The sequence below is a fragment of the Marisediminitalea alba genome, assembly GCF_002993365.1.
GTDB classification, from domain to species: Bacteria; Pseudomonadota; Gammaproteobacteria; order Enterobacterales; family Alteromonadaceae; genus Alteromonas; species Alteromonas alba.
The window spans coordinates 1-12430 of sequence record NZ_PVNP01000065.1; the positions used below are offsets into that span (position 1 = coordinate 1).

Annotated in this window: 8 protein-coding genes; 4 read left to right on the top strand and 4 right to left on the bottom strand. The window is 49.6% G+C overall.

Annotated elements, in window-relative coordinates; genetic code table 11:
- Positions 1–261 precede the first annotated feature (261 nt).
- The gene (glnS, locus tag C6Y40_RS07870; RefSeq protein WP_105934107.1) at positions 262–1929 is read right to left on the bottom strand and encodes a glutamine--tRNA ligase; all 1668 of its coding nucleotides are present in this window, start codon (positions 1927–1929) and stop codon (positions 262–264) included.
- Positions 1930–2148: 219 nt separating this feature from the next.
- On the opposite strand from glnS, the gene C6Y40_RS07875 reads away from it, so the two are divergent.
- Complete coding sequence (locus tag C6Y40_RS07875) at positions 2149–3171, top strand: LacI family DNA-binding transcriptional regulator (protein WP_105934108.1); 1023 nt, start codon at positions 2149–2151, stop codon at positions 3169–3171.
- 8 nt (positions 3172–3179) lie between these two features.
- Here the strand turns inward: C6Y40_RS07875 and C6Y40_RS07880 are convergent, their stop codons facing one another.
- Entirely contained in the window at positions 3180–4856 is a 1677-nt protein-coding gene (locus C6Y40_RS07880; protein ID WP_105934109.1) for an alpha-amylase family glycosyl hydrolase, read from the bottom strand.
- Between the two features lie 366 nt (positions 4857–5222).
- Between C6Y40_RS07880 and amt the strand changes: the two genes are divergently transcribed.
- Positions 5223–8279 (top strand): ammonium transporter, encoded by a 3057-nt coding sequence (gene amt / locus C6Y40_RS07885; RefSeq protein ID WP_105934125.1) that lies wholly within the window; start codon positions 5223–5225, stop codon positions 8277–8279.
- On the opposite strand, the gene C6Y40_RS07890 is transcribed toward amt, so the two are convergent.
- Positions 8273–8806: an RNA methyltransferase gene (locus C6Y40_RS07890; RefSeq protein WP_105934126.1), complete on the bottom strand. Its 534-nt coding sequence runs from the start codon at positions 8804–8806 to the stop codon at positions 8273–8275. The genes amt and C6Y40_RS07890 overlap by 7 nt on opposite strands.
- A 310-nt stretch (positions 8807–9116) precedes the next feature.
- On the opposite strand from C6Y40_RS07890, the gene C6Y40_RS07895 reads away from it, so the two are divergent.
- Together C6Y40_RS07895 and C6Y40_RS07900 are read left to right on the top strand one after the other, a co-directional pair.
- A complete protein-coding gene (locus C6Y40_RS07895; RefSeq protein WP_105934110.1) occupies positions 9117–11297 on the top strand; it encodes a VTT domain-containing protein in 2181 nt (726 codons plus the stop codon).
- The gene (locus C6Y40_RS07900; RefSeq protein WP_105934111.1) at positions 11285–11998 is read left to right on the top strand and encodes an endonuclease/exonuclease/phosphatase family protein; all 714 of its coding nucleotides are present in this window, start codon (positions 11285–11287) and stop codon (positions 11996–11998) included. The genes C6Y40_RS07895 and C6Y40_RS07900 overlap by 13 nt, the downstream gene beginning before the upstream one ends.
- On the opposite strand, the gene C6Y40_RS07905 is transcribed toward C6Y40_RS07900, so the two are convergent.
- The gene (locus C6Y40_RS07905) at positions 11988–12398 is read right to left on the bottom strand and encodes a DUF4019 domain-containing protein (RefSeq protein WP_105934112.1); all 411 of its coding nucleotides are present in this window, start codon (positions 12396–12398) and stop codon (positions 11988–11990) included. The genes C6Y40_RS07900 and C6Y40_RS07905 overlap by 11 nt on opposite strands.
- Positions 12399–12430 lie beyond the last annotated feature (32 nt).

A 12430-nucleotide genomic window follows, 5' to 3' on the forward strand; every position in this document is an offset into this window, starting at 1 on the left:
AAACCGCTTCCTGTTCGTCAGGCCAGCATTTTGCCTTCGGCTTCCTTCAGATTTCACCTCGCGGTGAACACCCTTGCCGTTCGGCTAACACTTCCCCTTGCCGGGTGTGCAGAGGACTTTCACCTCCAAGTCATCAACTCACCACCACAGTGAGTTAAACGGTGTCGAAACACCACGCGCCATGCCCGGCGCACGATACCAAAAAGCCCCGCGATGCGGGGCTTTTTAATGAGTAAAACTTACCTACAGCATAAAACTGACTTAATCGCCAATCTTAGCCCAGGTATCACGCAGACCTACAGTCTGGTTAAACACCAGTTGCTCAGACGTGGAGTCTTTATCCAGACAGAAGTAACCGGTACGCTCAAACTGCCAGCTACCCACTTCTGGTACACGGCCAGGCAAGCCAGGCTCTACCCATCCTGACTTCACAATCAGGCTGTCCGGGTTGATAGCGTCAACGAAGTTCTCTTCCGCGGCCGGGTTAGGTACGTTGAACAGACGATCGTACAGTCTGAACTGCGCAGCCTCACCGCTGGCTACATCTACCCAGTGGATAACGCCTTTAACCTTGCGGCCGTCTGCCGGGTCTTTACCGAGGGTGTCCGGGTCATAGGTACAGTAAACCGTGGTTACATTACCCTCTGCGTCTTTTTCAACGCGGTTGGCTTTCACCACATAGGCATTACGTAAGCGCACTTCTTTATCCAGTACCAGACGCTTAAACTTCTTATTGGCGGATTCGCGGAAATCTTCTGCTTCAATCCAGACTTCGCGACCAAATTTAAGGTTACGCGTACCCATAGATTCATCATTAGGATGGTTGGGCGCAGTCAGTGTTTCAGACTCACCTTCCGGAAAGTTTTCGATAACCAGTTTAATTGGCTCAAGTACAGCCATAGCACGGGGCGCATTAACGTTAAGGTCGTCACGAATACAGGCTTCCAACATGCTCATTTCAACCATGTTGTCCATCTTGGTCACGCCAATACGCAAACAAAACTCGCGCACTGAACCCGGTGTATAGCCGCGGCGACGCAAGCCGGCAATGGTTGGCATGCGGGGGTCATCCCAGCCTGCCACATGCTTTTCTTCCACCAGTTGAATAAGACGACGCTTACTTAATACCGTGTATTCCAGGTTTAAACGGGAAAACTCATACTGATGCGGCGTACAGTCAATAGTGATGTTTTCGATAACCCAGTCATATAACCGGCGGTTGTCCTGAAACTCCAGCGTACACAAAGAATGGGTTATGCCTTCAATGGCATCCGAGATGCAGTGGGTAAAGTCGTACATCGGATAAACGCACCACTTCTCGCCGGTTTGATGGTGATGGGCAAACTTAATCCGGTAAATAACCGGATCGCGCATACACATAAACGGCGACGTCATATCGATTTTTGCCCGCAGCGAACAATGCCCTTCCGGGTACTCACCGGCAGTCATTTTAGCAAATTCCTGCAGGTTGGTTTCGATGCTGGTGTCGCGATACGGGCTGTTTTTGCCCGGTTCGGTTAACGTGCCACGCATCTCACGCATGGCTTCCTGGGTACTGAAGTCCACATAGGCCAGGCCTTTTTCGATAAGCTCCACAGCAAAACCGTGTAACTGGTCGAAGTAATCAGAAGAGTAACGCGCCTCACCATCCCATTCAAAACCAAGCCACTTCACATCCTGCTGGATGGAATTGACATATTCGATGTCTTCTTTAGCCGGATTGGTATCGTCAAAACGCAGATTGCAGCTGCCCTGATAATCTCTGGCAATGCCAAAGTTCAGACAGATGGATTTAGCATGCCCAATGTGCAGGAAGCCGTTTGGCTCTGGAGGGAAGCGCGTTTTGATGCTCGTGTGTACCCCGTTAGCGAGGTCTTTATCAATAATTTGACGGATAAAGTTGGTCGGACGGTGTTCAGTCTCGGCCATTCGCGGTGCCCTCTTATTATAATGTTTAAGTTAAATACGTGATGAAGCAGAAGAAAAACGCTATGCTTACACTACTTCGTGTTTAACAAAAGTATATCACTGTCTTAGGGGTGCTAACCAACACTACTTACAATTCAGTGCAATAAAACGGGTATCGTGCAGATATTAATCAGCTTGGACCCATCGGTTAAATTATAATATGAACTATAATAACGACGCATGAAGCATAAACCGACCTCTTTTGACATTGCTCACCTTGCCGGCGTGTCGCAATCCACTGTATCCAGGGCATTGAATGACAGTCCGCTGGTCAATATTGCAACCCGCCAAAAAGTGCAGGAAATCGCGCGAGAGCTTAATTATCAGGTAGATAAAAACGCCAGTAATCTGCGCCGTCAGCGCAGCAGCACCATTGCTTTATTGTTGTTTGAGGATCCGACTTCAGATGATTCACTGGTGAACCCCTTCTTTCTGGCCATGTTAGGCAGTATTACCAAAGCCTGCGCCGCTAAAGGCTATGATCTGCTGGTATCGTTTCAGAACCTCGAGAGTAACTGGCAGGCAGAGTACGAAGACTCCCATAAGGCCGACGGGCTGATCCTGCTCGGTTACGGCGATTATCGCTCCTATGCCGGTAAACTCAGTCAGTTACATCAGCATAATACGCATGTTATGCGCTGGGGAGCGCCCGTTGAGCAATGGCCCGGGATCTCCATTGGTTGTGACAATTTTAGTGGCGGGCAGTCTGTTACCCGTCATTTACTCTCCCACGATTACCAGTCGTTTGCGTTCATTGGTGATATCGGCGACAAAGCGCCTGAGTTTCAGAGTCGTTACGAAGGCTTTCTCAGTGCGCTGGATAAACAGCACAATCACCAACAATATGATGCAATCTCTTCTGAGGAGGCAGGTATTGAGGCAGCAAAGTATTTATTGGCAACCACTTCAGCGCTGCCCGATGCCATTGTGTGTGCGGCAGATATTATTGCGGTGGGCGTGCTTCAGCAGCTTAAAGAAGCCGGGATACGGGTGCCAGAGGATGTTGCGGTAGTCGGTTTTGACAATATTCAGTTAGCGGCATTTACTACTCCTGGCCTGACCACCGTGCAACAAAACACGGCTCAGGCCGGCGAAAAACTGGTGGAAAATCTGTTGCTGGCGATTGATGGCCAGCCAACGGATGACCATTTGTTGCCGACTAATCTGGTGGTTCGTCAGTCCTGCGGTTGCGACATTAAATAAAGCCGGTGTTACTGACGGGCCATCTGGTTTAACAATGCCTGCGTAAAAGCCGGGTTGCTGATTGGCTGATTGCGCACATACACCCTCGCTGAATGCGCCGGGACCGTGCTGATCAGTGTGCCATTTAGTGTTTCCGCTACTTTGCCGGTTAATTGCTCCTGCCACACGCCGGCTTCGACAAATTTATCGGCGGTCATGGCGACCTGCGTATCACCTTTATTCAGCATAACCAGGGCAATCTGGGTTTTACCATTCTCCACCAGCACCCGATAGAACATGGCCAGGTCACTTTCCATAGCAAGATTGTATTGCAGGCCACGCTGCAGGGCTGGCGTGGTTTTGCGAACCTCAGCAATAGCTTTTAAGGCCTGGCGAATAGGGTTTTCACGCTGCTCGTTAAGTAACGCCTGGCCAATAAAATTGCGGTTACCGGCGTGTTCGGCAGTACCGCGCATAAAGGCAAATTCTGAGCCCTGATAAACCACCGGGATCCCACGCGCAGTAAACAGCCAGTTATGCGCATCGATAAACCCCTCATCACTGGCATTCATTCGCGCCATATCATGGTTGTCATAAAAGGTCGTGAGCTCGTAAGGGTTATGATACGGGCCGTGGGTCAGATAAAGGTGTTCTGCTAACGCAGCAAAGCTGCTATCAGCATTTTCAAACACATTTACCATCGCTTTTTGCAGCGGAAAATCAAGCACCGCTATGCCGCCATTTTTAGGCTGCGTATGCTGGGCGATAAAATTGGCGTCGTACTGAAAGCTCTCGCCAAACATGTAAAAGCCCGGATGCTCAGCGCGGATCCGCTCCGCCATCGTCCACCAGAAACTATGCGAAACATGCCGAATGGTATCGATTCTGAACGCGTCAGCGCCCTGCTCTATCCAGTACAAATAACTGTTGATCAGATAATCCTGCACTGCCGGGTTATGCTCGTTGAGATTAGATAGCTTAACCAGATCCGGGTACGGATGAAAAAAAGCATGCAATGGTTCTGTTTGGGGCGACAGCGCCTCAGGGGCTAAATTCATATGGTCGGCCACCAGCTCGCCATCTGCGTTATACAATTCACCATAGCCTGGCTGATCGACGGGCATAGTCCAGCTCGGGGTACCGTGATTGGCAACAATATCAAATACGGTTTTGAACCCCTTCTTGCGCATGGCACCGGTAAAGTCAGCATAGCTCAGTGAATCGCTGACCAGGTGTTCGTCGGGCTTATAAAAATTGGTTGCCCAGTAACCATGATAGCCGGTTTTACCGCCGTCTTTAAACTGGCCGCCATAGGTGATTTGCTCATCCCCGGTGAACGCTTCATCCGGATTATCCAGTACCGGTGATAACCACACTGCCGTAAAACCCATGTCGGCGATATAGTCAGCGTTATCTAACACGCCTTGTAAATCGCCCCCCATGTAGCCGACGTTGGCAAATTTGCCGTCGGGACCGTTTAAGCGCAATTCCCAGGTTGGGTTTTCGCCGCCTTGCTGTTCATGATTGTTGGTTGGGTCACCATCCACAAAACGGTCGGTCAGAACAAAATAAATGGCTTGTGCCGCAAAGGGCTCTTTGGTGCCATAAATTTCTTCCTGCACTCCCTGCTCAGTGGTGCTGCAGCCAGTCAATGATAGAGCAAGTAGCACTGAAGCTGCGGGTATAGTCAATTTCATAAGAGCCATTATCCTGTAGTTCTGACGCCGAATCCGGAAGTTAAAAACATCGCCAGTACCCCAGCTAGCAACGGCGTACCGGCGATAACAATGAGAAGCGTCTCATCATTGGAAAAAGGATGCAGTATCTGGCTGTAACCCTGCTCACCTTTGCGCGCAATGGCGGTGCGTAACAGCCTGTTAACAATGATTTAAATACTAACGGGAGTTGGCCGGAACGCCAACTCTGTGCATACGTATTCACAGGATTAATGCCAGAAGGCGTATCTATTTCCAAAGGTATGAATATTGCTTAATTATTAATTGGTTTTAAATTTAGTGCTGTGGTTGGTAGTGCAGATTAACCTGACACAATCAGCTTTAAGGGATGACATTTTGGATACAGGCTGGTTATTGTTCGCTGCAATTTTAGTTTTTTGTATGCAAGCGGGCTTTTTATGCCTGGAAACAGGCAAAGTACGCAGCAAAAACAGTATTAATGTGGCGGCGAAAAATCTTTCAGACTTTATCGTATCGTCCATATTATTCTGGATGTTTGGTTTTGCTATCATGTTTGGTCAGTCAAGCATGGGTTATTTCGGTACATCTGAGTTCCTTTTTGGTGCAACCCACACGCCATGGCAATACAGTTTCTTTTTATTCCAGCTGATGTTTTGCGGCACAACAGCAACGTTAGTTTCTGGAGCCGTCGCCGAACGGATGTCCTATCGCGGCTATTTGTTAATAACTATCGTGTTATGTACGCTTATCTACCCCTTTGTAGGTCACTGGGCCTGGAGCTCGTTATACTCTGCACAAAATCCGGGTTGGCTTGAAAGCCTGGGCTTCTTTGATTTTGCCGGCTCAACCGTAGTCCACTCGGTGGGCGGATGGGTCAGTCTGGCTGCCATTATCGTGCTTGGGGCGCGAGCGGGACGTTTCGATGATAAGTATACATTCCCTGCAGGCAGTAATTTACCACTGTCGGTACTAGGCACATTACTCATCTGGCTTGGCTGGTTTGGCTTCAACGGTGGCAGCACGCTTACGCTAAATGAGCAGGTTCCGGTTATTCTGGTCAATACCTGCCTGGCCGCCGCTTTTGGCGGGCTCAGCGCCAGCACTTTATTTGTAAGCCGGCACCGGTTTCTGGATGTTAGCATCATGCTCAACGGTGTCATAGCTGGCCTGGTTGCAATTACCGCCAGCGCCAATGTTGTTGAGCCGGCTTCAGCGGCACTGATTGGTATTATCGCCGGGCTGGTGATGTACGGCGGCGAGCGCCTGATGTTAAAAATGCGTCTCGATGACGCCCTGGGAGTTGTGCCTGCGCACCTGTTTGCCGGAATTTGGGGGACGCTAGCCGTGGCGTTTTTCCATCAATCTATAGCCATGTTTTCTGACGCTTTCTGGGCGCAATTAACTAGTCAGCTTATCGGCATAACGGTAGTCGGCCTGTTTAGTTTTACTCTCGCCTGGCTGGCACTGAATTTAATTAACCGTTTTATTCCGCTGCGGGTGAGTGCCGAGCAGGAGTATCTTGGTATGAACGTAACCGAGCACAATGCCACTACCGAATTACTCGATTTACTTAATTCGATGCATATTCAGGAGCGCCAGGCCAATTTTAACCAGCGGGTGCCGGAAGAACCGTTTACCGAGGTAGGCCAGATTGCCAGGCAGTACAATCGGGTTATTGAACGTGTTCAGTATGAAATGACACAACGGGACTCCCTGCTAAGCGATTTTAAAAGCAGCGAAAAGCGTAAGAGCGCGATCCTCAATTCCTCGATGGACAGTATTGTTACCATTAACCTTGAGGGTAACATTATAGAATTTAACCCGGCAGCAGAACGCACCTTTGGCTGTTTACAGGCCAAAGTGATTAATCGCAACTTTATTGAACTGTTTATTCTGGAAAAAGACCGCCCCTCGGTGACAGAAAGCCTCAAAAGTAAGTTTGTAGCCTCCAGTGGCCTGCTCATCAACCGCCGCAATACGCTGATACTGCGCCGCTCCACCAGCGATACATTCCCAGCAGAGATTACCATTACCGGTACGACTTTCGGCAGCAGTATAAGCAATGAGTTTACCCTGCATATTCGTGATGTAACACGCCAACGCCGCTTGCAGGAAAAATTGCGTGAGCTGGCCTACAGCGACCCGCTCACCGGATTATACAACCGCACCTATTTCCTCGATGCCTTACAGATAGCTCTGCGTAACATTCATCAGGATTCTGACTCAGTAGCCGTGTTTTTTCTGGACCTGGACCGCTTTAAAAAAATCAATGACACCCTGGGCCATAAAGCCGGTGATGAACTGTTAACCGAAGTCGCGGCACGCTTAATTAACGTTACCCGGGAAAGAGATACCATATGTCGCTGGGGCGGTGATGAGTTTGTGATCATGATGACGGGTAATCACGATGAAACCACGGTGGTTACCAGTGCCACCAAAATCCTTCAGGTCATGCGCGAAGCGGTAAACCTGGGCGGCCGGGATCTCAAAATTCCCACCAGCATTGGTATCAGCATCACCAGCGACGCTAATTGCCAGCCAATGACGCTTATCCAGCAGGCCGATATTGCTATGTACAACGCCAAACAGGCAGGTCGGGATAACTTTAAAATCTTTGAACTAACCATGGCCCGGGATGCATCGGATCAGTTTAATTTTGAGCAGACTCTGCGCCAGGCCATTCAGTCGGCCCAACAGTTTGTCATGTTTTATCAGCCTAAGGTGAATCAGCATCGCGAACTGGTTGGCCTTGAAGCATTGGTGCGGCTTGAGCTAAGCCCGGGTAAATTCACTTCACCGGCTGAGTTTATACCGGTAGCAGAAGAATCCGGCCAGATTATCGCGCTGGAAGAACTGATCCTGCGACTGGTCTTTGAGCAACTGGCCAGCTGGCATAACATTTATCCCCTGACGCCACGGGTCTCAATTAACCTGTCAGGCATTCATCTGCTGTCTGATACGTTTCTGCCGTTTCTTAATCAGTGCATGGAAGAGTTTGCCATTCCTGGCGCCTGGATTGAGTTTGAAGTCACCGAAAGTGTGTTTCTAAACGATATTGAGCGCTGTATTCAGGTGTTACAGGTATTGCAGGGAATGGAAATTGCCATTTCCATTGATGACTTTGGCACCGGCTACTCTTCGTTAAACTACCTTAAAAACCTGCCGGTGGATGTGCTGAAAATCGATCGCTCCTTTGTAGTGGAATGTGCCAGCCAGAAGGAAGACGCCAAAATTTGTTCTACCATTATCGAACTGGCTTCGACACTCGGACTCAGTACCATCGCTGAAGGGGTAGAAACCCAGGCCCAGTTTGAGTTCCTGGCCGCCCACGGCTGCGTACACTTTCAGGGCTATCATTTTTACCGCCCATTATCGGTATCACGAATCGATGAATTGCTGGCGGCTGCACTGGCGGTGCCGGAGACTCACTGATCCAGGCGTAAGCGATTATTAGTGTCCCGGCTGTTCCTGATTAATTCCAGCGAGCTGTCGTAGTCACTTTTCGCCAGTCGGTCATAAAGTAATACATTAACAGTGGCAGCCAGGTTAAGACTGTTAAAGGTAGGGATATACACCACATGGTCGCACCTGGCGACTAACGAAGGCTCCATACTGCCGTCTTCCGGGCCAAACAGGTAGAAAGCATTGTCCGGATGGACGAATTCGGGCAAGGGTGTTGCGCCTTCCACCAGCTCAACCCCCACGACAGTGGCGCCGGACGGAATAACGGTTTCCAGATGGTCAACGCCAACCGTGGGGATCACGCGGTGATACGCTTTGGTATCAGCATTAAATTCTTTTGCGTGACGAAAACGCTGGCCGGTATAAAACACACTGCTAACGCCAAAGCAGCCGGCGGCACGCAAAATGCTGGCAACATTGGTCGCGGATTTCGGGTTTTGTAACCCAATAGAAACGGCACGGTACACGCTGAACCTCCTGTTTAAAGAAGACTGCATTTTAGTTTGCTGGGGCAAAATCACAACCACCATTACAATCCAATCGCGCTTAAACAGCGTAGTGATGAGGTCGGGCAATTCCTACAGACGGTCGGGAAATATTTGCCCGTAGAATGAAAACTCACACAAAAACTTTTCGCCAAACTTACAAATAAACACCATTTAACAACAACCTACAATATTACTCAGTTTTCTCCAAACGGTACAATTCCTGCAATCACCATTGGTTAAATATCATCAGTTTATGATGTTAACGACAAAACATCAGCGACATTGATTTTTCAAGGATAAGGGTAATCAGGGGCTTACTATGACCAAGCAAAATATTTTCGAACCAGGTAAAAATTGTTGGCAGGAAACTCAGGCCTGCTATTCCACCCCGCTTATCGACTGTGCCAACTACTACCGGGCCTTGCATTCAAGTATTTGTAAAGCTGAAAAGCAAATCATCATTGTTGGATGGGATATCGACAGTCGTATACGGCTGCTTCATGGTGAAGAGGAAGAGCAGTCTGAAGCCCCTTCAAGGATTGGCGACCTGATCAGGTGGAAAGCCGAGCAGAATCCCGACCTCAAAATCTATCTGTTACGCTGGGACTCATCCTTTGCATTTTTCGATCAACGTGAAATGTGGGCACTGGAAGTCTGGCAGGATAAAACACCGGAGAATGTTCAGGCTATCCTTGATGACTCCATTCCCATGGGCGGCTCGCAGCACCAGAAAATCGTTGTCATCGATAACGAAGTGGTATTTTCCGGCGGTATGGATGTGGCATTACATCGTTGGGATACTCGTGAACATAAAATCGATGAACCCGGCCGTAACGGTCCGGACGGTGAATATGGTCCATTTCACGATGTGCAAATCGTGTCCAGTGGCCCGTTGGTAAAACATTTTGCCGAACTCGCACACTGGCGCTGGAATCGCATTGCCGATAACCCTATCGAGTCTATTGGGTTTCCTGACACCGACACGGATGATTTGCCTGGATGCTGGCCGGACGGCGTTAAGCCCTGCTTTACCAACGCCGATTGTGCTATCGCGCGAACCATTCCGGAAATGGAAGACACCGAGCTGGTTCAGGAAGTTAGGCACATGCTGATCAACCTCATTGGTCAGGCAGAGAAATTTATTTACATTGAAAATCAGTTTGCCACCCGTGAAGAGATAGCCTATGCCATTAACAAGCGGATGAAAGAATGTCCTGATCTGCACGTGGTCATTGTGAGTTCTTATGATCCGAAAGGATTGTTTGAATCTGAGGCTTACTGGGCGAGCCGTATTACGTTTAAGAATATTATCGAAAAAGATATCGATGACGGTCGGGTGATGATGACCTACTCGTCTATCCGCGATCAACAAGGCCGGATGGCATACAAACGGGTGCATTCAAAGGTGATGACCATTGATAACCAGTATCTGGTTATTGGCTCATCGAACCTGAGTAATCGCTCAATGACCCTGGATACGGAGGTGGATTTGGTCTTTCATGGCAGCACGGAAGAAAACCAGCGCTGCATCGAATTTGTCCGCAACGATCTGCTGGCTGAACATACCGGCCGGGAAACAGACCAGATGCAGGATCTGATCAACAGTGACGCGCCGGTAACGGCCATTATGGAAGGTCAGTTAGCCCACGGTTATGTGCTTACAGAAATTGATGACAGTGAATTTACCACCGCATCGGAAACCAATGTATTTCGCAGTATTTCTGATCCGGAAGAGCCGCTCGGTCCGGCAATACCGGATTTCCATGGTAAATTCAGTGCCATTACCAATCCTCGTCGCCGGACCATTATGATTAGCCTGGGCGTTATCATACTGGCGCTGATAGCGGGTGCGCTGATCCTTATCAGTAATACCGTTCCATGGCTCGACGGCGACCGTATTCAGGCCTTCCTGGAAGAAAGCCGCGGCACCTACTTTGCGTTACCGACCGTATTACTGGTGTATCTGGTAGGCGGGCTACTGTTCTTCCCGGTCACTGTACTCTCGCTGGCGGTGGCTGCAATTTTCGGCCCGATATGGGGGCCGCTCTACGGCATCATGGGCGCCCTGCTCAGCGCAGGCACCACGTTCCTGCTGGGTAAACTGTTAGGTAATGCCGGACTGCGCAAACTGGGCGGCCCGAAAGTTGAGGCGGTTGATGAGAAGCTGAAGAAAAGCGGCATCATTGGCGTTGCGGCAATTCGTATGCTGCCGGTAGCGCCTTTCAGTCTGGTGAATCTGGTGGCCGGTATTTCATCTATCACACTGGTACAATTTTTAATCGGCACCTTTTTAGGCATGGCCCCACAGATGGTTGCTAAGGGCCTGGTAGGTGACTCTATCATGCAAATTTTCAGAAACCCCTCAGCCGAAACCGTGACCTACCTGGTAGGTGGTCTGGTGTTCTGGCTGGCTATGATTATTGGTTCGCAGAAAGCGGCTAAAATGTATCAGGCGAAAAAAGAAGAGGCAAAAGAAGAATCTGAAGAATGTATCGCTTAATTACCTATAATCTGCACAGCGGCGTCGGCCGGGACGGCATTCAGGATTATGCTCGCATCGGCCGCTTTTTGGTTGAACAGGACGCCGACTTTGTACTGCTACAGGAAATGGATACCCGCTCAGCCGAACGCGACGTTAACGATGATATCAGTGCGATTTGTGCTGACGGCAAATACATGTTGATACCTGCGCCAACGGTGACTACCGAGCATGGCTGGTATGGCAATGCGATTCTCACCCGCCATCCGGTTTTGCACCGTCAGCAGTTTAATATCAGCGTTCCTGGCCGCGAGCCGCGCACCCTGCAACACGTTGTGGTGACACTGGGCAAACAGCCGCTTAGTTTGCTGAATGCCCATTTAGGACTCAAAAAGAAAGAGCGGGCTTATCAGGCCAGACGCTTGCACGAGATCATTCAGTCTGTTAACGAGCGTAATCAAATGCCGGCCTGCCTGGGTGGTGATATGAACGAATGGTGGCTGAACACCCGGCTGTTTAAGCGGCTTGATCAAACCTACCAGCAGCTTCGCACCGGCAGAAGCTTTCCAAGTCACCTGCCACTGTTTAAGCTGGATCGCTTATGGACCAGTCCTGAGCTTAGGGTAAACCACTGTGACCGGCTAATGGATAAGGGTTACCGCCATTACTCTGATCATTTAGCGGTTAAGGTGGATTTTGAGATGAGTCCGCCTACTGAATAAAGTAGGCGGTGACTTTTAGCTGACCACCCTCTTCCGACAGGACCAGGATTTCGCTGAGTGAACTGGCCTTCTCAAACTCACTGGCAAACTTTAACACCCAGTATTCGCCGTCGGGCAAACCGCTGAACTTTTGACGTTTGCCATAACCGGTGAGATTACGGTTGGTTAAATTTCCCAGTTTGCTGCGGGTTCCTTTCAATACCTGATCCCACTGCGAGGCATCAATACGTTGCTTAAAACTCTGACTGGCATATTGCCAGGTCTGGTAGAATCGACCGTTATCCAGTAACTCCAGCCAGGTATAGGCAGGCGCCAGATCCATCTGGGGCTCATTAGCATAAGACGGCACAACCGCCATCAAACACCAGCTAACTAACAGTAAACGTGCGAACCTGCGCATTATTATTTCCCCCAAAAAAAGCGCGCCGGAAA